This is a genomic window from Bradyrhizobium sp. AZCC 2289, assembly GCF_036924615.1.
Taxonomy (GTDB): Bacteria; Pseudomonadota; Alphaproteobacteria; order Rhizobiales; family Xanthobacteraceae; genus Bradyrhizobium.
The window spans coordinates 6,365,410-6,385,398 of record NZ_JAZHRY010000001.1 but is presented as its reverse complement, the minus strand read 5'-3'; the positions used below and the strand labels follow the sequence as shown (position 1 = coordinate 6,385,398).

General features: G+C 59.0%; 19 protein-coding genes, 1 tRNA gene and 2 pseudogenes. 9 read left to right on the top strand and 13 right to left on the bottom strand.

The annotated features are described in order from the left end of the window. Window positions 1-2 precede the first annotated feature (2 nt). Both V1289_RS30330 and V1289_RS30325 read right to left on the bottom strand, forming a co-directional pair. Complete coding sequence (locus V1289_RS30330; protein ID WP_334401383.1) at window positions 3-1,499, bottom strand: DNA cytosine methyltransferase; 1,497 nt, start codon at window positions 1,497-1,499, stop codon at window positions 3-5. Beyond that, entirely contained in the window at window positions 1,496-1,909 is a 414-nt protein-coding gene (locus tag V1289_RS30325) for a very short patch repair endonuclease (RefSeq protein WP_334401381.1), read from the bottom strand. Before V1289_RS30325 ends, V1289_RS30330 begins: the two co-directional genes overlap by 4 nt. Window positions 1,910-2,130: 221 nt before the next feature. Here V1289_RS30325 and V1289_RS30320 point away from each other — a divergent pair. Next, a pseudogene (locus V1289_RS30320) lies at window positions 2,131-2,712 on the top strand (tyrosine-type recombinase/integrase); the annotation flags it as partial. A 59-nt stretch (window positions 2,713-2,771) separates the two neighbouring features. Here the strand turns inward: V1289_RS30320 and V1289_RS49885 are convergent. After that, the gene (locus tag V1289_RS49885; RefSeq protein WP_442896090.1) at window positions 2,772-3,023 is read right to left on the bottom strand and encodes a DNA cytosine methyltransferase; all 252 of its coding nucleotides are present in this window, start codon (window positions 3,021-3,023) and stop codon (window positions 2,772-2,774) included. A gap of 243 nt (window positions 3,024-3,266) precedes the next feature. On the opposite strand from V1289_RS49885, the gene V1289_RS30315 reads away from it, so the two are divergent. The 5 genes from V1289_RS30315 (at window position 3,267) to V1289_RS30295 (ending at window position 6,811) form a co-directional block, all read left to right on the top strand. Then, window positions 3,267-3,692, top strand: a complete 426-nt coding sequence (locus V1289_RS30315; RefSeq protein WP_334401377.1) for a hypothetical protein — start codon at window positions 3,267-3,269, stop codon at window positions 3,690-3,692. A gap of 17 nt (window positions 3,693-3,709) precedes the next feature. Beyond that, window positions 3,710-3,967, top strand: coding sequence for a hypothetical protein (locus tag V1289_RS30310; protein WP_334401375.1), 258 nt, complete (start codon window positions 3,710-3,712; stop codon window positions 3,965-3,967). A gap of 357 nt (window positions 3,968-4,324) precedes the next feature. Continuing rightward, window positions 4,325-4,681, top strand: a complete 357-nt coding sequence (locus tag V1289_RS30305) for a DUF3489 domain-containing protein (protein WP_334401373.1) — start codon at window positions 4,325-4,327, stop codon at window positions 4,679-4,681. A gap of 4 nt (window positions 4,682-4,685) precedes the next feature. Further along, the gene (locus tag V1289_RS30300) at window positions 4,686-5,195 is read left to right on the top strand and encodes a DUF2924 domain-containing protein (protein WP_334407735.1); all 510 of its coding nucleotides are present in this window, start codon (window positions 4,686-4,688) and stop codon (window positions 5,193-5,195) included. Beyond that, the gene (locus tag V1289_RS30295) at window positions 5,192-6,811 is read left to right on the top strand and encodes a recombinase family protein (RefSeq protein WP_334401370.1); all 1,620 of its coding nucleotides are present in this window, start codon (window positions 5,192-5,194) and stop codon (window positions 6,809-6,811) included. Before V1289_RS30300 ends, V1289_RS30295 begins: the two co-directional genes overlap by 4 nt. A gap of 609 nt (window positions 6,812-7,420) precedes the next feature. On the opposite strand, the gene V1289_RS30290 is transcribed toward V1289_RS30295, so the two are convergent. The 5 genes from V1289_RS30290 to cpdR all read right to left on the bottom strand — a co-directional run bounded on the left by V1289_RS30290 (window position 7,421) and on the right by cpdR (window position 11,494). Next, window positions 7,421-7,939, bottom strand: a complete 519-nt coding sequence (locus V1289_RS30290) for a DUF6398 domain-containing protein (RefSeq protein WP_334401368.1) — start codon at window positions 7,937-7,939, stop codon at window positions 7,421-7,423. Between the two features lie 134 nt (window positions 7,940-8,073). Further along, window positions 8,074-9,684, bottom strand: coding sequence for a DEAD/DEAH box helicase family protein (locus V1289_RS30285; protein ID WP_334401366.1), 1,611 nt, complete (start codon window positions 9,682-9,684; stop codon window positions 8,074-8,076). A gap of 31 nt (window positions 9,685-9,715) precedes the next feature. Continuing rightward, the gene (locus tag V1289_RS30280; RefSeq protein ID WP_334401364.1) at window positions 9,716-10,570 is read right to left on the bottom strand and encodes a TOTE conflict system archaeo-eukaryotic primase domain-containing protein; all 855 of its coding nucleotides are present in this window, start codon (window positions 10,568-10,570) and stop codon (window positions 9,716-9,718) included. Between the two features lie 388 nt (window positions 10,571-10,958). Continuing rightward, window positions 10,959-11,033 (bottom strand) — tRNA-Val (locus V1289_RS30275). 101 nt (window positions 11,034-11,134) lie between these two features. Next, a complete protein-coding gene (gene cpdR, locus V1289_RS30270; protein WP_309182138.1) occupies window positions 11,135-11,494 on the bottom strand; it encodes a cell cycle two-component system response regulator CpdR in 360 nt (119 codons plus the stop codon). 304 nt (window positions 11,495-11,798) lie between these two features. On the opposite strand from cpdR, the gene V1289_RS30265 reads away from it, so the two are divergent. Further along, the gene (locus V1289_RS30265; protein WP_334401362.1) at window positions 11,799-12,686 is read left to right on the top strand and encodes an N-formylglutamate amidohydrolase; all 888 of its coding nucleotides are present in this window, start codon (window positions 11,799-11,801) and stop codon (window positions 12,684-12,686) included. 504 nt (window positions 12,687-13,190) lie between these two features. Continuing rightward, window positions 13,191-13,970 (top strand): histidinol-phosphatase, encoded by a 780-nt coding sequence (gene hisN / locus V1289_RS30260; protein WP_334401360.1) that lies wholly within the window; start codon window positions 13,191-13,193, stop codon window positions 13,968-13,970. A gap of 96 nt (window positions 13,971-14,066) precedes the next feature. On the opposite strand, the gene V1289_RS49880 is transcribed toward hisN, so the two are convergent. From V1289_RS49880 to V1289_RS30240, 4 genes are all read right to left on the bottom strand, one after another. Continuing rightward, window positions 14,067-14,450, bottom strand: a complete 384-nt coding sequence (locus V1289_RS49880) for a hypothetical protein (protein WP_442896204.1) — start codon at window positions 14,448-14,450, stop codon at window positions 14,067-14,069. Between the two features lie 333 nt (window positions 14,451-14,783). Further along, window positions 14,784-14,915, bottom strand: coding sequence for a hypothetical protein (locus V1289_RS30250; RefSeq protein WP_334401356.1), 132 nt, complete (start codon window positions 14,913-14,915; stop codon window positions 14,784-14,786). 322 nt (window positions 14,916-15,237) lie between these two features. Next, window positions 15,238-16,437 carry an extracellular catalytic domain type 1 short-chain-length polyhydroxyalkanoate depolymerase gene (locus V1289_RS30245; protein ID WP_334401354.1) on the bottom strand — a complete coding sequence of 400 codons (1,200 nt, stop codon included), beginning with the start codon at window positions 16,435-16,437 and terminating at the stop codon, window positions 15,238-15,240. A 5-nt stretch (window positions 16,438-16,442) separates the two neighbouring features. Beyond that, complete coding sequence (locus V1289_RS30240) at window positions 16,443-16,862, bottom strand: CopG family transcriptional regulator (RefSeq protein WP_334401352.1); 420 nt, start codon at window positions 16,860-16,862, stop codon at window positions 16,443-16,445. Between the two features lie 243 nt (window positions 16,863-17,105). On the opposite strand from V1289_RS30240, the pseudogene V1289_RS30235 reads away from it, so the two are divergent. Next, window positions 17,106-17,855, top strand: a pseudogene (locus V1289_RS30235) (IS5 family transposase). Window positions 17,856-17,864: 9 nt separating this feature from the next. On the opposite strand, the gene V1289_RS30230 reads toward V1289_RS30235, so the two are convergent. Continuing rightward, on the bottom strand, window positions 17,865-19,886 hold the full coding sequence (locus V1289_RS30230) for a fused MFS/spermidine synthase (RefSeq protein ID WP_334401351.1): 2,022 nt from the start codon (window positions 19,884-19,886) through the stop codon (window positions 17,865-17,867). Window positions 19,887-19,989 lie beyond the last annotated feature (103 nt).

Below are 19,989 nucleotides of genomic sequence, written 5' to 3'. Positions count from 1 at the left end.
CCTTAGGCAACTTGGCGATCGTCTGTGTGATCTGCGGACTGTGCAGCCAAATCCAGCTGCTCCCGCACGACCCGCGCAACGGCCAAGCCGAGCAGCGGCGGCACTGCATTTCCGATCTGCCGGAAGGCAGCATTCATAGCGCCTGCAAACGCAAAACCATCAGGGAAGGACTGGAGACGCGCAGCTTCGCGCACGGAGACGGTCCGACACTGCTGACTGTCGTAATGGATGTGGGAATAGGTATCCTTGCCCATGTGAGCCGTCAGCGTGCGCGACGGCTTCGCGGGATCAAGCTTCCACCACCTGTTCGGGAATTTTTCGGGGTCGTAAGGCGGGACCATTTCCGCTCTGAGGTTGCGGTAAGCCGCTGAGTTCCTGGAAACGCTGCCCAGCCGCTTTCTGCGAAGGGCCTGCTCGAACATTTCTTCGGCAAGCTTCCTCGCCAGAGGGTAATCGGTGCCATGATCCATGGCTTGAAAAATGGGGAAGTCGCGCGGCGTAAGGCGGACAAGGTGACCGTCCGTACCGGCGTCGCTGGCGAATCCATCCCAGGCCCGCATCATGCTAGCGTATTCCGAGAGTGCCTTCTTGCTCTCGCGATAAGGCAGTTCGTCAGTGAGCTTGCGTCGGCGGATGACGCGAGGGTCGTTGACATGCTCGGTTATCCGAGGGAGGTCTGCGAGCGCTTGCCTCGTTCCCACAGCCGGCTTCAACGTGTCTGATGGTTCGTGAAGCTGGTGGAAGCGCCCGCTGGTCTGATCGACGTGCTTGAGGGCCACACGGCGCGTCCCCTGATAACCGCTCGGCAGCTGGGCGAAATGAGTAGGCTCAGGAAAACGGGGTGTTTCACCAAGGACGCGGGCGAGGGCTACAATGAAAAGCCGCTCTCTGATCTGCGGTACGCCAAAATAGGCGGCGTTGAGCAGGGTGTAGCCTGTCGAATATCCGGCAGCTTCCAGACTGTCGCAAATTTCCTCCGGCACGTTGTGACCGCCGAAGTTAAGAATGTCCGGGACGTTCTCGATGACGATTGCAAGCGGCTGCGTATCCTCGACGTATTTCAGAAATCGGCGATACAGCGCGGCGCGCGGGTCCTTCTGGAAAGCATCCTCTTCACCGCCGGATACGGAGCGAAGCTTCGACCGGCCGATGCGAGCAAAGGCCTGGCAGGGCAGACCGGCGGCCAGGACGTCAAACGAGTCTGCGGTGGCAGTCTGCAGCTCAAGTTCGGCTACCAGCTGATCTGCTGAGACGCTTTCCATGTTTCGCGGCGCGGCCCAGGGCCCTTCCAGGTCGCGACCACTGGCGAAGTTGAGGGCGTAGCTTTTTGCGGCTTCGGGATCGATCTCTATGTGGGCAGCAAGCTCAAATCCCGCGGTCTGCAGGCCCAGGGACAGGCCGCCGCAGCCGGAACAGATTTCGAGGGCGCGCGGGCTTCCACCCGAGCGCAGCCGGGCGAGCTTCCTTTGGCGAATCAGCAGTGCATCTGCGGTAATCATCGGCGACCCAGCAATTCCTTCAACCTCTTGCGGAGGCCGTCAGAATCCGCCGCTTCGCACTCCCAAATGACAGCGACGCGCCAACCCATCCCCTCCAGCCCGGTCTGCACGCTTTTATCGCGTACCACGTTCTTCTTAAACTTTTCACGCCAGAATTGTATATTTGATTTAGGCTCATAGCAATAAGGGCAGCCCTGATGCCTGTGCCAAAAACAGCCGTGGACGAACAGGGCGGTCTTCTGGCTGGGGAAAACCAAGTCCGGAGACCCGGGGAGCTTACTGACGTGGAGCCGGAATCTGAAGCCAAGCCGGTGCGCGGAACTCCTGACCAACAGCTCGGGCTTCGTCCCCTTGCCTCGAATGCGGCTCATTATCTCGGAGCGACGAGCCGGGGTAACGATATCTGCCACTTCGCAACATCCTTGTTGGGGCAGACATATCACATCGCCCTAACCGTAGCCCGCGCCAGGGATAAAAAATGCACCGGAAAGAGGCTCTCAGACATCTGTTGGGCCAGCCGTTTGCATGCGTTCACCGATCTCACCCTGCCACTCCCGCAACATCCCCGCCCGTCGACTGAACCCCTCGCTCTATATGGGCATGGGCTCAGACACGACGCGGAAGATTTGGAATGGCTCGCATACGGGTGCTCACCGCACTCAAGATCAAACAGAATCTCAAACCGGGAATGTATGCCGATGGGCTTGGGCTTTACCTAAAGGTCCGCCCCGGCAATTCGAAGAGTTGGATTTTCCGGTATCGCACTGGGGGCAAGCTCCGGGATATGGGCCTTGGCCCGTTTCATACCGTGTCGCTCGCCGAGGCGCGCGAGAAAGCCGAGATCTGCCGGGTCATGCGCCTCAAGGGCCTCGATCCGCTGGAGGAGCGCCTCAAGGAACAGCAAGCCAGGACAATCGAGGCGGCTGAGGCCATCATCTTCGAAAAGTGCGCTGAGACTTACATCGCCACTCATAAGGCCGGCTGGAAGAACGGCAAGCATGCCGACCAATGGACGGCGACGCTTCAGACCTATGTTTATCCCGTCTTCAAGGACAAGCCGGTCGCCGCGATCGACGACGCGCTGGTTCCGAAGGTGTTGCAGCCGATCTGGAAGGACAAGACCGAGACGGCGTCACGGCTTCGCGGCAGGATCGAGCGCATTCTCGATTGGGCTCGCATCATGAAATACCGCGCGGGCGACAACCCGGCACGGTGGAAGGGGCACCTCGATCATCTTCTGCCGAAACGCTCACGGGTCGCGGCCATCGTGCATCATGCGGCCCTGCCGATCGACAAGACGCCCGGCTTCATCTGGATTCTGCGACAGGAAGAGACGGTCGTTGCGCGTGCATTCGAGCTGCGCAGCCGGAGTGTCTCGCACGCAACGGGGTCTTTCTCGATTGAAAGGACGCTCGAGAACCTTAGCCCATATTGGGCAGTGTTCGCCGAATGAAATCCCTCGCTCAGCCCGCCAGGACCAGCGAAGATGTCAATTATCGGTATTGTCCTTGGACTTCCTGCCATTTATCCGAAATAGGGTCGAAGGCGGGCCGGCGCGGCGCGCGACGCCGCGTTTTCCCTGGTTTCTGGGCTTCATGCAAGCGCGATTGCAGAATCTCAGAAAAAGGCCGGCGCCCCTTAAAAGAGCAACAAGATTGCTCTAAGTTTCTCTCGACTTCGGCGCCGGCGCAAGCATTGGTCGAAAGGACACTGGATCTAGTCGTCTCGCATTTTCGAGGCAAGCCGTGCGAATCAGGGGGTCAAGCGATGTCACGCAAAACAGAAGCGATGGTTACCTCAGATTGCCGCCTTCCAACCCGACTTAGCCTTGAGGAAGACAGGGCGCTGCGATTTGCCGCCAGAGCCCGCGCCAAAGGCGGGACGCCCACTGTTGGTGCGATCGTTCTCATCCCCGACCCAAGAAATATCTTGCCTCACGCGAAAAGCCCAATCAAGGCGATGTTTTTGCGCGTAGGAGGCAACGCTTACCAAGTCGCATCGTTCGCGCAGGCGTCGCAGATGTTCTGCGTCGCGCGGGACAAAAGCGGCGAAGGTGCGAGCAACACCCCATCACCTCTTATTGTCGACGATGCCGGTTCGGTTATTGCTCACGTTTCCTACAATGGTCGGGTGTGGCCGGGCGATGCTTGGACCGTCGACGCGATGCCGCTCTATGACAATCGGGTGGCGTGATGCCAAACCGCGTTCAAATGATCGACGCGTTGCGCACCAAGTTAGCGGCCCGCGCCGTGGTGCCTGCAAGCCTCCCGCTTCTCAGCGAAGGCGCAACCTACCAGATGGAATTGACCGTCAGCGAAACGCTCACGAGCGCCACGCTGCGCCGGATCGTTGACGACACGCCGCTTGGTCGCGGTTTCAGTTTTCAACTGCCGGGCCGCCGAGTTTTCGTTTACGAGAAGGATTTGCGGCCCGGCCCAGACGTCATGTTGCTTGCGATGGTACCTTGAGACGATCGGAGCGACCATCGCGCGTCGCGCACTGGATCCGTAAAGACCGCGTTGAAGGCAACGTCCATTGCGGCTGGAGCGATGCACGAAGTTGGACCTCTCTCTGTGGCATTAGACATATTTGTAGCAGCGTTTCCGGCCCGCACTCACTCCTGAGTTTTCGGAACGCGCGATCGTTTTGGAAGTCTTTTGACAATTTTTCTCAGAATCGACTGGCTTTCGTACTTGATCGGAGCGTTGCTGTGTGGCGACTTGGAGCGGCTTGAGCAGCTTCGGGGGTCTTGCCCTGCCGGCTAATTTGCCCGGGCGGGGCCGTGGTGGTGCGGCGGACGGCGTCGCGTCAACTCAGAGGACTCCATGACCAAGCCCAAATCAAAGACCAAGGTTGCTACCCGCTCAGCCGCGCGAAGGATCAGTAAGGGCAAGTCTCAAGCGCGATCTGCGGCTGCGGCGTCAAAGTCTGCAGGCCGCCCCGACACCAAGCACGCCCGCATCATCACGATGCTGCGGGCGCCCGCTGGCACAACGATTGCTGCCATTATGGCTGCGACGGAATGGCAGCAACACTCGGTGCGCGGCTTTCTTGCCGGCGTCGTTCGAAAGAAACTGGGTCTCAATCTGGTTTCTGAACAGACTGACAAAGGCCGGATCTACCGCATCAAGGATGGAAAGGCTTCGTCAGCCACCGTCGACCGCGCGAAGCAGGAGGCGTAATGTGATGGTGCAGAAGCGTCGCAGCGGTCGCGTCTCAACCAAAGCTTCCATTGGAGACGAGATCGCGCATCTGCGCGGTCTCGATCTCGAAGGGCTTCGTTCACGATGGCAAAGCGCATTTCAGAGAGCGGCGCCCAATAACCTGCCGCGGCATCTGCTGTTCGCAATCATTGCATATCGAATTCAAGCTGACCGGTTTGGCGATTTAGATCACGAGACCAGGCAGGTTCTGGATCGGACAGACGCCAAGAGCACCAACGTGACGATGTCCACGCGTCTCGTCAGCTTCGACCAGAAACGAATTGAACTGACTCCGGGAACTGTGTTGGTCCGAGAGTGGGATCGACATTCTCAACGGGTGATGGTGATGGCCGATGGGTTTGTCTGGAATGGCCAAACCTATGACAGCCTCTCCAAGGTCGCCTTCGCAATTACGGGTACGAAATGGAACGGTCCTCGCTTCTTCGGCCTCAGGGATAAAGGGGACCGAACTGCCATTGGGGCTCGGTCATGACGATTCCTAGGGTCAAAGCGGTCCGTTGCGCGATCTACACCCGGGTCTCGACCGACCACGGGCTGGATCAAGAGTTCAACTCGCTTGATGCCCAGTACGACGCTGCCTCGTCCTACATAAAGAGTCAGGCGCATGCCGGCTGGACGTTGATTCGATCGAGGTACGACGACGGTGGATATTCCGGTGGGTCCACCGACCGCCCGGACCTGCAGAGATTGCTGGATGATATCCGCGCCCGGAAGCTTGATGTGATCGTCGTTTATAAGGTTGATCGTCTCACCCGATCATTGGCCGACTTTGCCAAGCTGGTCGAACTGTTTGACGCTCAAGGCGTATCGTTCGTCTCAGTTACCCAGCAGTTCAATACCACGACCTCGATGGGCCGGCTGACGCTTAACGTACTTCTGTCCTTTGCCCAGTTCGAGCGGGAGGTCACCTCCGAACGTATCCGCGACAAGATTGCCGCTTCCAAACGAAAAGGCCTTTGGGTCGGGGGTACCCTGCCCCTCGGTTATCACATGAACGACGGCAAGATCGCCGTCATCGAGGACGAGGCCGAGCGGGTCCGGCAGATTTATCGGCGCTATCTCGAACTCGGCAGCGTCAATGCACTGGCGCGAGATCTCCGGGAGCGGAACATCCGAACCAAATCGAGGCTGCTCGCGACAGGCGCGACCCGCGGTGGCATTCTTTTTGGCCGGGGCTCACTGTTCTATCTGCTGCGCAATCGCTTTTATATCGGTGAGGTCAAATACAAGGACGAGATCCTGCCCGGCGAGCAACCGGCCATCATGGATCGTGCATTGTTCGATGCGGTCCAGCAAAAGCTTACGGAGCAGTGGACCACCCAGTCCACGGCGCGGAACGCGAGCGACCATCTGTTGACCGGACTTTTGTTCGACGATGCCGGTCACCGCATGGTGCCGACCCATGCGACCAAGGCAGGCGTTCGCTACCGCTATTATGTTTCGCTGCCACACCTTCACGGAGAATCCAAAACAGCACTGGTTGGATCGGTCTCCCGTATTGCGGCGATAGAAATAGAAGACGTCATTGTCAAATCTCTCCAGGAGCATCTGATCGCTCAGAAGGAAAAGCCATCCTCGATCGTCGGGCAGGTTGGAGATCGCAAAGTAGTGCAGGATTGGGTCGTTCGCATCGATGTTCGCGAGGATCATCTGGCTATTCGGCTGAAGTCAGCAGACGACGAAGAAACATCCGGCTCGACCGACGATCATCGACTCTCAATCCCATGGCAGAAACCGCCATCCAGAAGATCCCGGCAAATCCTGCTTCCGCATGGCGTCCCCAGAAGCGAAGTTCGTCCGACTCGAATCGAGCGTCGCGCCCGCCTGGTCAGTGCGATCTCCCGAGGTCGTCGCTGGCTTGACGAGATCGTATCGGGCTCGGTCTCCGATGCTCAGCAGATCGCCACACGGCAAAAATGCAGCGTGCGCCAAGTCAACATGACGATCTCGCTGGCTTTCCTCGCACCGGACCTCGTTAGAGCAGCAGTCGAAGGTCGGCTGCCGCGAGGCATAGGAGTCGAACGTTTGCGCGATGCCCCAGCCGAATGGGGTAAGCAGTTTGAGGCGCTCGGATTGAACCCGCAATAATCAAGACCGCGTTTTACCTCGCAAGGTTCCCGGATTACCGACGGTTCAGGCCGCCGAACTCTCCTGCGGGGAACGAAATTTTTAGATGCAGAGACGGGAGGCCGAAATCGGCCCGAGAGACCGCAACCGTCACCGAAGACCGAAAGGCCGGAATAATACCGGCGGAAGTCCCCCCAGAAACCGCCCCTTTTAGGTCCGCCTGGAAATCCGCGGTTTGGCGAGACTGGGTGGTGGAGACGGTATGGTTCGAACTGCCAACTCCCCACCCAGTCATCGAACCGGTCTCTGACACTCGAGTCAGGAACGGAAATTTTCGATGCAGAGACCGGGGGCCGAAATGGCCTCATTCGCGGCGATTGCAGGAGCAGAGACTGCGCCAACCAGAGAATTTGGCAGACATGTCTTTGACATCACGACGCTATTGCGAGTGTCTATTACTCTATACAACTACAGAGTGTGCGTGGTGGGGACAATCTGGACCAAACTGCCTGCTCCCCACACAGTCATCGAACCGGTCTCTCAATTCCAACGGATTTTGGGGGTGTGTAAGCGTAAGCTTGGTACTTAAATCTCACTTTTGAAACATGGCTGCCGGTGCAAATAGGCACATCATCCGCGATCAGCAGGGATGTAGGGGATCACGCCTTTCTGAAATGCAATCTCCTGAACCTCGCGCGGCATCTGACGCAAATCCACCAATATGCCATTAACCTCCGCCATCCACACCAGCGGGTTTTGATCCATTAGTCTTTGTAGCGACCATTTCGGATCAAGTTGGTGAGTTTTCAGCGTGTCGAAAATGATGCGCGCTTTTGCACTGGCGGTGCTCTGCCCGACTCCACATGCGGTACATACGTCGGCCATTGTCATATACGGCTTCATTGATTGATCTGATAGGAAATTTATCTGACCCAACACGTAGATGATGGCACAGGCCCAAGTACGTGGCTGCCCCGAGGAGACCGGGCTAGTTCGCTTGCGACAGAGCGCTGCAGCCATGAGCCGCGCTAGCTCGCGGTATTCGTTATCCAAGTGATCACGACAGACTTTGTCAGTGAGAGCAACGATGGCGTCATAAGTTGCCCGCATGTCCGGGGGGATTGATTTTGCGCCGCTATGTTTTGCCATTCGGACGCTCACCGGAAATTGATGGTTCTCTCATTGCTGCGTCGAGTGTATCCAAGATTCTGCTTCAGCACAGTGTCGGCGATCTCAAACTCATCCACCGCTTCCAACCTTCAGAGTTAATCCATTCAGAAAAATCACACACTCATTCTCGCGAGCCCCTCAATATCGCCGGTGAACAGCTCCCCCGCACGAGTGACATCGTAGCCAAGAGCCCTGTAGCCGGCCTCCCGTTTGGCAGCCATTTTCGCCAACATGGGTTCGTTCTCGTCGACGTAATCGTAGATAACCACCTCTCGCTTCGTTGCATGCAGACGATGAAGTCTGCCAGCATACTGGGCGAGGGTTCCTCGCCATGATATCGGGATGGTGAGAAACAGCGTATCAAGGCGTGCATCATCGAAGCCCTCACCGAGATAGCTACCGGTTGCCACTATGACCCGCTCCTCGGCGTCGGGGATGGCTTTCAGTGCCTCGCTGACGTGGCTGCGTTCCTTCGGCTTCATTCCCCCTTTTAGCACAATGACATTCTTAGCGAACTTCACTAAACGCTCTGAAATCGTCTGAAGATGGTCTTTGCGCTCAGTAATCACTACCGGGGAGCGCCCTGCTTCAAGGGCGGAGAGGACGTCATCAAAAATCATTTGATTGCGAGCCTCGTCGCGCGCCAGGGAGGCATAGAGTTCGTGTATCGACATGGCCCCATCCGGGCTCTGCCGTTCGGCACGGAACGTAGTTTTCTTGACGATAACGCGGTGTGAAAATGGCCTTGTTGCAGCTTGTTTCCTCGCGTCGACGCGATAGCGGATCGGACCGCATTGCATGAAGATGATCGGGTGGTGACCGTCTTTCCTCGTCACAGTCGCTGATAGGCCAAGCACATATTTCGCCTTGGCGGCGCGAGCTACTGCCTCAAAGCTGACGGCAGACAAGTGATGGCATTCATCCACAATGAGTTGGCCATAGTCCGCCACGAGATCGGATACATCCCCCTTCCTCACCAAGCTTTGGATGGTGGCGACATCGATCACGCCCGTCGGCCGCTTCCTGCCGCCACGGATGACCCCGATGCGGTCCTCGTCGATGTCGAGGAATGCACGTAGCCGCGCTACCCATTGATCCAACAATTGCTGTCGGTGCACCAAGATCAATGTATTGGTGTTTCGTTCCGCTATCAGCTTGGCGGCGATCACGGTCTTCCCGAAAGCGGTAGTGGCCGCGAGTACGCCAGTGTTGTGCGCTATTAGAGCATCTGCCGCTGTCTGCTGTTCTTTGGTTAGCGTTCCAAGAAAGCGCGTCCCAATGGGTGTGCCGCTAAATCGCTCATCTCTCAACTCTGGCCGGATACCAATGGTAGTAAGGAGGTCGATAGCGGCATCGAAGCAGCCTCGCGGCAGGGCCACGTGCTCGGCAAATAGCTCGGCACAGGAAATTACGCGCGGTTTGCCAAACGTCGGCAGTCGCATCGCTTGAGCCGCGTAGAATTCAGGATTTTGAAAGGCAGCAAGACGGATCAAACGATTGACGAGCGCGGGCGGCAATGTTCTCCGATCAATGTACACCTGATTGCTTGAAACCACCTCGACCCTCGCCGGCATCACACCAACGATCGGCTGCTCGGCCTTTCGCCGCGACGGCGGAGCCGTCCAAGGCTCTTCGTTATCGTCATCGAGCGGAAGGCGTACTCCCAGAATCCGTCCAGCGACCGATGCGTGTTCTACCAGCGTGGTGACTTCGGCCCGGCTCATGCGCCGATGGCTCGACAGGAAAGCCCACTGGTCATCGTATGGTCGTAGGTTGTCGTCCACGAAAGACACTGTTTCCCTTCTGTCGCGGTTCACTCTGTAGTGGCAACGCTATCAAATTGCCGAACCCGCCGGCAGGCATAGTGTCCTGACTGGGAAAGAACCGATCGTAGGATTCGAACCCAAGGTCGGGACAACGCTCCATCGTCTCCGTAACTAAATGCGCACCGAGTCTGCGTGCCTCTGAAGCGGGAACCGGTTCCGAGAAAAAGATCCAGACGTGCGCCCCATTGCCGGAGCGGGAACGCTCAAGGGCTGCAGGCACACTCCTTTCCCGGCATGTCGCCAGGAACGCTAGCGCATCGCGCTGCCAATACTGCTTGTCGAAGTCGGCGGCTAAGAACCAGCAAGTCTCGTCCATCAAGAGCGGATACACGCCGGCTACGAACGGCTCCGCCCGCTCCGGCTTAGCGATATTCCGTCCCAGGAGATGGCTTCTCACAATCTCATCATTCACAGGCACGAATGCCTGGTTAGGGCAGTTGCCGCATTTGACCCGCGGCTTCTCGCAGATACCGCGAACCCATTCGTTGTGGCACGCAGGTGCGTAGCCTACCTTATTTGTCTTTGAATTTTCCCACCTGCGCGGAAAGACATCGTCGCGACCATGGAAGAGCGAATGAAAAAGGGCGACCTTCTCGGCATTTGACGGCGCCGTAGTGGTGGTTGAAATATCTCCTGCCGTTTGCATTGGCAGCCCTGGCTGCGCCGCAGCCTTACTTCGCAACTTCAGTTGTTCAAGCGCGGTAAGAAGCGTCGCGCGCTCGCGGTCAAGTTCAGCGAGGCGCTTTTGGAGATCTGCAGTCTCCTTGTTGAGGGGATCGTCCACCGACCAGCACTCTCATGTCTTCATCACGTCGCCTAGAATCCGCCGAAAGCTCGTGCGGAGAATATAAAATTACTTGGGCTCCGCGAACTCCTGGCGGAGAATAGCAGGCATCACCCTGATCGGTCGATGCCGACGGCGGAAATGTCCGAGCTGCTTTAACGCCATCAAGCGTCCGAAAATGCCAACTCCCCTCCCAGTCATCGAACCGGTCTCCGACACACGAGTCAGGAACGGAAATTTTCGATGCAGAGACCGCGGGACGAAATGGGCTCATTCGGCTCGATTGCCTGAGCAGAGACCGCGCTAACCAGAGAATTTGGCAGACATGTCTTTGAGATTGCGGCACTACTGCGAGTGTTCTAACAAAGATACAACTATAGAGTGTGGGTGGTGGGCGCGACAGGGATCGAACCTGTGACCCCTACCATGTCAAGGTAGTGCTCTCCCGCTGAGCTACGCGCCCTAAGTCGTATTGGGTGGGGTCCGTATATCGGCTCCAAAGCGGGCAGGCAAGGACACCTGGGTGCTATTTGGAGCCTTTAATTGATGCTTTTGGGGACCGAATCAGGCCGCCAGCATCTTGTTCACTTCGTTGACCAATTCGCGCAGGTGGACCGGCTTTGACAGCACCTTGGCGTTTTTCGGCGCCTCCGAATCGGAATTGAGCGCCACTGCGGCAAATCCGGTGATGAACATGATCTTGATGTCGGGATCGAGTTCCGAGGCGCGGCGCGCCAGCTCGATGCCGTCCATCTCGGGCATCACGATATCGGTGAGCAGCATCTCGAACGGTTCTTCGCGCAGCCGCTGATAGGCCGACATGCCATTGTCATGGGGCGAGACCTGAAATCCGGCGTTTTCCAGCGCCTTGACCAGGAAGCGGCGCATGTCGTTGTCGTCTTCGGCGAGGAGGATTTTGTGCATGGGGTTTGTTCGTCGAATCCGGCTCATGAAATTGGGTCCGCACACTAAGCCCGATAGAGGGTAAATTTCGGGTGAAAGGCGATGGCGTTAGGTCGGTGGCCTGCTCAGCTATTTCTGTACCGGAATCCGCCCCAAAGCAATGAAGACGGGCGTTTCGGCGCATTAAGACTTGTTCCAGCACGTTTGCGACGTTTTTCACTTGGCAGATTGGTTGTGATTACCGACAATGTCTCTCATAAAACCTCCGATTTTCTGGCAGAATCGCCTGACTCAGGAAGCGCGGATCAAGGGACGGCGCCCGACGATGACCGAGTTTGATGGCGAATTGTCGCCTCCGTTCGAGATCGTGGAGCCGGCCGACTGGCGGGCGCCGATCATCTTCAATTCTCCCCATTCCGGTTCGGTCTATCCGAGCGAATTCCTCGACGCGTCGCGGATCGATCTGCCGTCGCTGCGCCGCTCCGAGGATTCGTTCATGGACGAATTGATCGCCGATTTGAGCGATCGCGGATTCCCGACTGTCCGGGTCAATTTCCCCCGCTCCTATGTCGACGTGAACCGCGAGCCCTATGAGCTCGATCCGCGCATGTTCACCGGGCGACTGCCGAGCTTTGCCAATACGCGCTCGATGCGGGTCGCCGGCGGGCTCGGCACCATCCCGCGTGTGGTCGGCGACGGCCAGGAGATCTATCGCGAGCGGCTCAGCGTCGACGAGGCGCTGGGACGGATCGAGACGCTCTACAAGCCGTATCACCGCGCGCTGCGGCGGCTGATCAACAAGGCGCACCAGGCTTTCGGCGCCGTGATCGTGGTGGATTGTCATTCGATGCCGTCGGTCGGCGTGTCGCGGGACGAGCCGCGGCGACCCGATATCGTGATCGGCGACCGCTACGGCACCAGTTGCGCGGGCCTGCTTCCCGATATCGTCGAGGAGATCATGAGCGGGCTCGGTTATTCGATCGGACGCAACAAGCCCTATGCCGGCGGCTTCATCACCGAACACTACGGCAACCCCGCCAGCGGATTGCATACCGTGCAGCTCGAACTCAACCGCGCGATATATATGGACGAGCGGCGGCGCGAACGCGGGCCGCGGTTTACACAAGTCGTCGCCGATTTCGCCACCCTGGCCGATGCGCTGGCGCAGGTATCGCTCGGCGATCTCGGCCCGTTCCAGGCGGCGGCGGAGTAAGTCCGCGTCGTCATTCCGGGTTCGCTTCGCGCCCCGGAATGACTCCCCAAAAGAAAAAAGGGCCGCTTGAATGAACAAGCGGCCCAAGTCTAGGGAGGAAACGCCCAAGGAGGGCAGCGATAGCGCGAGGCGCTACCGCACCGCACCAATATGCGACCGCGCTGCACAAAACGCAAGTCCTTTCGAAACCTTTCCAGCGCAATCTTGATGCGGCTGGCTGTTAAGCCACAGGTCGGTTAAATTCTATTTTCATAAACAAAATCAATATATTGCACGAACCTATCCGTGAAAACCCGTGTGACGGCGGGGCCACAATCGATAAAATCTCGACTTCGTGAATGGCCGTGACATCGAAAATGCATGGCTAAAACGAACCTGATTCGAAAGCCGGAAGTGGCCGATGACGGTAGGATAACGCTCCGTTAACCGTGCGCGGATCGCAGGATTGAGATAGGCAATAGCGCTCCGGATTCTCCTCCGCATCGTACGCCCTAAGGAACTGCCGTGACGGTCATCGATTTTACAGCCTTCATCGGCCGCCTTGCGACCGCTTCCGGCGAAACCATCCTGCCGTTTTTCCGGACATCGCTGTCGATCGACAATAAGAGCGCCAGCGATTTCGATCCGGTCACCGAGGCCGACCGCGCCGCAGAAGCGGTGATGCGGCGGCTGATCAAGGGCAACTTTCCCCAGCACGGCATCGTCGGTGAGGAATTCGGCAATGAGCGCGAAGACGCCGAATATGTCTGGGTGCTGGATCCGATCGACGGCACCAAATCCTTCATCGGCGGCTTTCCGATCTGGGGCACGCTGATCGCGCTGCTGCACAAGGGCACGCCGGTGTTCGGGATGATGCACCAGCCCTTCATCGGCGAACGCTTTTCCGGCGACAGCGGCTCGGCGCATTACTCCGGACCCTCGGGCGAACGCAAACTGGCGGTGCGGCGCTGCGCGGCGCTGAACGAGGCAACCGCCTACACCACGAGCCCGCTGTTGATGAACGCCCCCGACCGCCTGGCCTTCGGCCGGGTTGAGGATGCGGTGCAGCTGACGCGCTATGGCGGCGATTGCTATTCCTACTGCATGCTCGCCGCCGGCCATCTCGATCTCGTGGTCGAGACCGAGTTGAAGCCTTACGACATCGCCGCCCTGATCCCGATCATCACCGGGGCCGGCGGCGTCGTCACCACCTGGGACGGCAAGCCCGCGCAAAACGGCGGCCGCATCATCGCCGCGGGCGACCCGCGCGTGCATGAAGCGGCGATGAAGCTGCTCAACAGTTAGGGCGTGAACCCATAAATTCGAGCGGTCGGCGGAACGTCCGCTTTGGTGCGCATTCCGGACTCGAGTCGGACATCGCGCGAGGTCAGAAAAGTGCCATTAGCGGAAGTGAGCTGGCTGTGAAGCGGATGGTTTCCATCGCGGACAGTCCTTGATCGCTATTCCTCCAGTTCGCGGCGTGCAAGCCATGCTTCCTGTGCGAATCGAAACAGCGCAACCCCCAAGAGCAACGTGGCCACAAAAAACAAAATGCCCGCGCCAATAGACATGTTTCAGGCCAAAGAACTGGCTCGCGAAAAGGGCTGCAAGAAGGAGCGTAGCGCAGACCCCGCCGCCGAGCGACAATATGATGCCGTCATTCAGCAGGCGCGCACGGCGCGTGAGCGAACGAAGTGCCATGCTGCTTCCAACCGCAGAGCGGTCTTGATCTGGGAGTGCTCTGGTCGCTTTGATGTATGCGTTGACGGCCGCGAGCCGTGACATCATCAGGGACACGAAAGCAGCAATAGCACCAAGAAAGAACGAGGGTGCAAGGCATTTGAAAAAATCTGCGTAAGCCTGTCAATGTCTGGAACCAATTCCATGCTTCGGTTGCTCCATCCCCTGGCCTCGTGTGAATTTGCGATTTCGGTCAACTTTCTTCCACGCGAGCATCGGTTGATCTCTGCGGGCGAGACGTAGTGATGCGCAATGCGCCTATCAGCGCCTGCCGACACGGTTGACCGGGCCGCGATGACACTCGTTCGACGGGATGGCACGTCAGTATCTTGCCACAAACAGTCATCGCATAATGCAACCTTTGGGGACACCGCGCGTCTAGCAATAGACAACGGGGCCAGCAGCCGGCGCGACGACAACCGGAGCCGCGACAGCCGGACGCGCGACGCAGCCCTTTGGCACGCCGACCGTCTTGCAATAGACGACAGCGTTGGCCGGCCCGGCACTCATGGAGACTCCGATAAGCAGCGCGAACCCCGTGCATGACAAACTGACGACTCGAAACATGATCATTCCTCCACCGCAGGTAGGATCCTGTCGTAAGGCTTGTTCAGTTAAGGGGCCGTTTGACTGAATAGTAAGTCAACATTGCTCACCAATGAAATCAAATGCAGTCGCCATTCCATTTGAATGACAAGGGCGCACTCACTCCATGTCCCTTCGGGGTCAAAAGCTACTGACGGCCCCGAAGTCCGACTTCCGCTTTACCCTCGAAGGCGGACTCAACTCGGACATCGCGCCGTGTCTCAAAAGTGCCAGAAGCGGACGAACTCTAACCTGCCTGCTGTGGGAGCGAATGCTCGAGGAAGAAACGCAGCATTTCCCTCGTGGCGTCCGGTCCTCGCGGATCAGTGTAAGAGCCAGCAGGGCTGCCTCCCGACCACGCGTGTCCAGCTCCATGGATGTTCCAGTGCTCAAAAATTCCGCGTCCGCTCGCATCGGTATGGATCGTGCGGGTAAAGGCGTGTCCTCCGGGTACCCGCCCGCGATGCACCTTCTTTTGCGTGCTCGTTGTTCTCATAGACTGCTCAAGAATATGATCGCCGTTCTTTGGATGCACTGTGATGTCGCGATCACCGTGAAAAACAATGGTCGGGACAGGTGGCCCGTCACCTAGAATTACGCTGTCATCGGACCCGCTACCTTGTCGCATGGCGACAAACGCAGAAGGAATGTCAGTGGCGGCCCCACAGGCGAGGCCAGAATGTATGCCGATTGCCGCGTACAGATCGTGGTACGTTGCTCCCATGATAGCAGCCGCGGCCGCTCCGGCCGACATTCCACCAACGTAAACGCGCTTTGGATCGACCGCATAGTCGCGCATGATCTGGCGGGTGATGCCCGCAATTAGCGAAGGCTCGCCTCTGCCCCGCTGCTGGTCGGCTGTGCGAAACCAGTTCCAGCACTTCGCCTGGTTTGCCTCACTGCGCTGTGCAGGGTAGACCACAAAGCAGGTTTGTTCTTCTGCGATAAAATTCATCCTCGTACCGGCGGCGAAATCGTCTGGCGACTGGGTGCAGCCGTGTAGCATGACGACCAATGGAACCGGTTGCCCCTGATAACGGCTGGGGATGAAGAGCCTGTAGGCACGGCTTCCCGCCGGATTGCTGTAGGTACCTTCGATGAACCTTGCGCCCTCCGGCACGATGTCCGGCGTGGACAGCGGGGCGCGCGTAATCACACCTCGCAGTCCGAGCCCAGAGTGCTCCTTTGTGCGATCGGGGAACGCGCCGAACATGCGCGGTTGAGCGGGTGTGGCCCGCGCTACGTGCGGACTATCCGTCTCCTCAATGTTATTGGCCTTCGCGTCAATGATTGGCAGCTCGCGTCCTGTAAGAGCGATGCGACCGGTGGTGCGCAATGTCGGCGCGCTCGCACCGCGAAGCATGCGCTGAAGGAGCACGGTGGCCTCGACGAGTTGGCCCGAGCGCGTGAGGCGTGTGGCTTCGCGAACTATGTCCTGTTTCAGCATCGCCTTCACCGCGTCCTGTCGGCGAGAGCGGCCTTGACCGCCGGACTGGCATGCAAAGCTCCCAGCACGGAGATTGAGGCAATCGTCGCTCGAGCAAGCTCGGGTGTGACGTCTTGGGCGATAGTGGCAAGGCCTAGAACATTGATGTGCAGCTTCTCGCCGGCTCGCCGCGCCGCTTCGAGATCCTCGCGGCTGTAGTTCCGCAGACCGAGGTCCAGACTTTTTCGTGCCGTGGACTGCTTGACCACGTCTGCGTGGCGTTCGAGCTGGTTGCGGATTGCGGTCCGAATGAAGTCGGTACGGTTCGAGTAGAACCCTTCCTGCACCATTAAATCGACGTGACCAAGATCGACATAATTAAGATTGATCGTGATTTTTTCGGTGTCAGCGGGCTTTGGTCGGAGTTCGTGGACATTGTCAGCCATGATTATTACCATCCATGCACCATCTAACTGGATGTTATATGGATGTCTGCGAGCGCCTGTCAAGTGCGTACCCGCGTCAGAAGCGATCTTGCCAATGACCGTTTTGGGTCATTCGCGTCGGTTTTGGAATGTCCCCAGCATGTCCGGTTAGGGGTTAATCTCGGAAGTGCCGATTGTCCGGGTTTGCCGGTTGAAGGCACCGGTTTTGACGTGATTCAAGCGTCCAAAGCGGGGCCTCGAATCATGCGGTATGAACTCACGGACTTTGAATGGACGGCCATCAGGTCGTTCCTTCCGAACAAGCCGCGTGGCGTTCCCCGTGTTGACGACCGACGCGTCCTGAATGGCATTTTTGGGTCTTACGCTCAGGTGTTCCCTGGCGCGATCTGCCGGAAACCTATGGCCCTCGCACCACTTGCTATAACCGCTTCGTTCGTTGGCGGCGGGCTGGCGTATGGGACCGGATCATGGATGCACTGGCCGCCGGTCATGACGCGGCAGTGCAGATGATCGATACCTCCGTCGTGCGAGTGCACCAGCATGGAGCCTGCGTCGCCGACAACGATCAACAAGATATGGGCCGCTCACGAGGGGGCCTGACAAGCAAGATTCACGCGGTGGTGGATACCAATGGCCTGCCGGTCCATCTCGCCATCACGCCGGGTGAGGCGCACGACAATCGGTTGTGTTCGGTTCTTCTCGGCGCATTGCTTCCAAAGGCAATGTTACTCGCGGATCGCGGATACGATGCGGACTGGATCAGGGAGCTTGCCCGCCGGCAAGGAGCGTGGGCAAACATTCCGCCGAAGCGCAATCGCATAGACCGCTTCAACCCATATCTGTATCGCGCGCGCAACTTGATCGAACGGTTTTTCAACAAGATCAACCAGTGCCGTCGCGACTCGATATGACAAGCTCGCGGCCAACTATCTAGCCTTCGTCAAGCTCGCATCCATCCGCATTTGGCTGCGTGCTAATGAGTCCACGCCCTAGTACGACAGCCTACCAGGCCAACTGCTTGCGCAGCATCGCGCCCAGAATATTGGAATAGTCGTCCGTCCAAATCGCGCTGGACGGGTCGGGCTGCAACGGTGTCCAGCTTTCGGCGACGGCGCCGACATCGCGCGGGCCGCGCCCCAGCACGATCACCCGGGCGTTGGCGTGCAGGTCGGTGAAAATTCCGCCGGCCGCCCGGTCCTCCCTGAGAAAGGCCACCAGCCCCAGCGACTGCGCGACGTTCGCAACCACGGGCGCGAGATCGAGATGGCGATTGGAGATGTGGGCGAGGATGACGCCGTGCGGCGATAGTTTTGCAAGGTAGCCGCGGAAAGCCTCGCGCGTCAAAAGGTGAACCGGGATGGCATCCGACGAAAATGCATCCAGCACGATCAGATCATATTGGCCGGAAGCAGCCGGCAGGGTCAGCCGCGCATCGCCAAGCATGATCGAGGCGTCCGGCTCGCAAGCCGACACGAATTTGAAGAAATGCGGATCGCTGGCGATACGAACCACCTCCGGGTCGATCTCGAAGAAGTCCCACCGCTCCGAACTCTTGCGAAGACAGGCAAGGGTCCCGGTGCCCAGTCCGATCACCGCCACACGATCGAACCCGCCCAGGGCGGTGCGCGCGGACCCGATGCTTTCAGCGAACGGACCGCCTGCATAATAATAGGAGGCCGGCGCCGGCGGGCCGTCGATGGACGTACCGTCGTCGCTGCGCAGGACCTGCGCGCCATGAATCGTGGTGCCGTGATAGAGCAGGCGCGCCTTGCCGTCGGCGGTTTCCACGACCTTGTGAACACCAAAGAAACTTCGCGCGGTTTCGATCGGGGCCAGCCCTGGACGCCAGAACGCCGTGATCGTGAACCCCAGCATCACGAGCGCGAAGAAGCGCATCGGCCGGTTCCGCTGCAGCAGCATGGCGGCGGCCAGCACGGCGGAAGCAACCTGAAAGGGCAGTTCAAGTGTCGCCGGCAGCTTGAGGCGGGTGAACCACCAGACCAGCACCAGCACCGCGCTCAGCGCCAGCCACGGCAATGCTTCCGCCGCTCCCTTGCGCACGCCGGTGAAGAAACCCGGCATGCACAACAGCGCGGCGGCGATCAGGATCGGATATTCGTAGTTGCCGTTGAATATCTGCGGGGCCAGCAGGCCGGCGAATGCGCCGCCGATCACCCCGCCCAGCGAGGTGAACAGATAGAATTCCGTCAATCGCTGCGCGCCCGGACGGCGCGCATAGACCTCGCCATGGCACATCAAGGTCAGCAGCGCGAATGCTGCGAGATTGAGCAGGATCGTCGCTACCCAGTAGACCTTGTCGCCGCCGATCAGGCTGACGGCGAGTGGCGCCACCGCAAACGGGACCAGCCAGACCACGGTCGTGTGCGCAATCCATGGCCGCTCGCGAAAGATGGCGACGAAGGTCAGCAAGTAGATCGCCAGCGGGACCACCCACAGGAACGGGGCTGCCGCGATATCGGTGGTGATATGCGCTGTCACCGCGACCACGAGGCCTGACGGAATCCCGGCGAGCACCACCCATCGCGCCCGTTCGCCGATACCGGTTGCGGAATCATCCAGCGGCTTGTGCCGTGTCGCGGTGCTGGAGCCGGTATCCCCGGCGAATAGTGCGGCGGCTGCGACCAGAACCGCCAGGATCGCGAATCCAGCCGACCAGATCCGCGTTTGGACGCCGAGCGTCAGCCAGGGTTCGATGACGACGGGATAGGCGAACAGCGCGGCGAACGAGCCCAGATTGGACGCCGCATAGAGCACATAGGGGTTTTCGGCTTGCGGATGCCCGCTCGCCGCGAACCAGCTTTGCAGCAGCGGCGCGCTGGCCGACAGCGTGAAGAACGGCAGGCCGATCGAAACCGCGAACAGACCGAACAGCCACAGCGCAATCCCGCTGGACGGCGGCGCGCCCCATCCGGCAGCAATGCCGATCGGCAGCGTCATCGCGGTCGCGCCGATCAACAACAGATGCAAGAGCGCGGCGCGGCGACAGCAACCGCCCGAGAACATGCGCGTAGCAGTAACCCGCCAGTAACGCCGTCTGGAAAAACACCATCGCCACCGACCACACCGCCGGCGCGCCGCCGAGCCGCGGCAGCACCATCTTTGCGAA

Excerpts from the sequence above, each read along its gene's own strand:
- V1289_RS30330 (WP_334401383.1), bottom strand. The coding sequence starts at position 1,499 with ATGATTACCGCAGATGCACTGCTGATTCGCCAAAGGAAGCTCGCCCGG.
- V1289_RS49885 (WP_442896090.1), bottom strand. The coding sequence starts at position 3,023 with ATGGCAGGAAGTCCAAGGACAATACCGATAATTGACATCTTCGCTGGT.
- V1289_RS30315 (WP_334401377.1), top strand. The coding sequence starts at position 3,267 with ATGTCACGCAAAACAGAAGCGATGGTTACCTCAGATTGCCGCCTTCCA.
- V1289_RS30310 (WP_334401375.1), top strand. The coding sequence starts at position 3,710 with ATGATCGACGCGTTGCGCACCAAGTTAGCGGCCCGCGCCGTGGTGCCT.
- V1289_RS30305 (WP_334401373.1), top strand. The coding sequence starts at position 4,325 with ATGACCAAGCCCAAATCAAAGACCAAGGTTGCTACCCGCTCAGCCGCG.
- V1289_RS30300 (WP_334407735.1), top strand. The coding sequence starts at position 4,686 with ATGGTGCAGAAGCGTCGCAGCGGTCGCGTCTCAACCAAAGCTTCCATT.
- V1289_RS30295 (WP_334401370.1), top strand. The coding sequence starts at position 5,192 with ATGACGATTCCTAGGGTCAAAGCGGTCCGTTGCGCGATCTACACCCGG.
- V1289_RS30290 (WP_334401368.1), bottom strand. The coding sequence starts at position 7,939 with ATGGCAAAACATAGCGGCGCAAAATCAATCCCCCCGGACATGCGGGCA.
- V1289_RS30285 (WP_334401366.1), bottom strand. The coding sequence starts at position 9,684 with ATGAGCCGGGCCGAAGTCACCACGCTGGTAGAACACGCATCGGTCGCT.
- cpdR (WP_309182138.1), bottom strand. The coding sequence starts at position 11,494 with ATGCACAAAATCCTCCTCGCCGAAGACGACAACGACATGCGCCGCTTC.
- V1289_RS30265 (WP_334401362.1), top strand. The coding sequence starts at position 11,799 with ATGACCGAGTTTGATGGCGAATTGTCGCCTCCGTTCGAGATCGTGGAG.
- V1289_RS49880 (WP_442896204.1), bottom strand. The coding sequence starts at position 14,450 with ATGTCACGGCTCGCGGCCGTCAACGCATACATCAAAGCGACCAGAGCA.
- V1289_RS30250 (WP_334401356.1), bottom strand. The coding sequence starts at position 14,915 with ATGAGTGCCGGGCCGGCCAACGCTGTCGTCTATTGCAAGACGGTCGGC.
- V1289_RS30245 (WP_334401354.1), bottom strand. The coding sequence starts at position 16,437 with ATGCTGAAACAGGACATAGTTCGCGAAGCCACACGCCTCACGCGCTCG.
- V1289_RS30240 (WP_334401352.1), bottom strand. The coding sequence starts at position 16,862 with ATGGCTGACAATGTCCACGAACTCCGACCAAAGCCCGCTGACACCGAA.
- V1289_RS30230 (WP_334401351.1), bottom strand. The coding sequence starts at position 19,886 with ATGTTCTCGGGCGGTTGCTGTCGCCGCGCCGCGCTCTTGCATCTGTTG.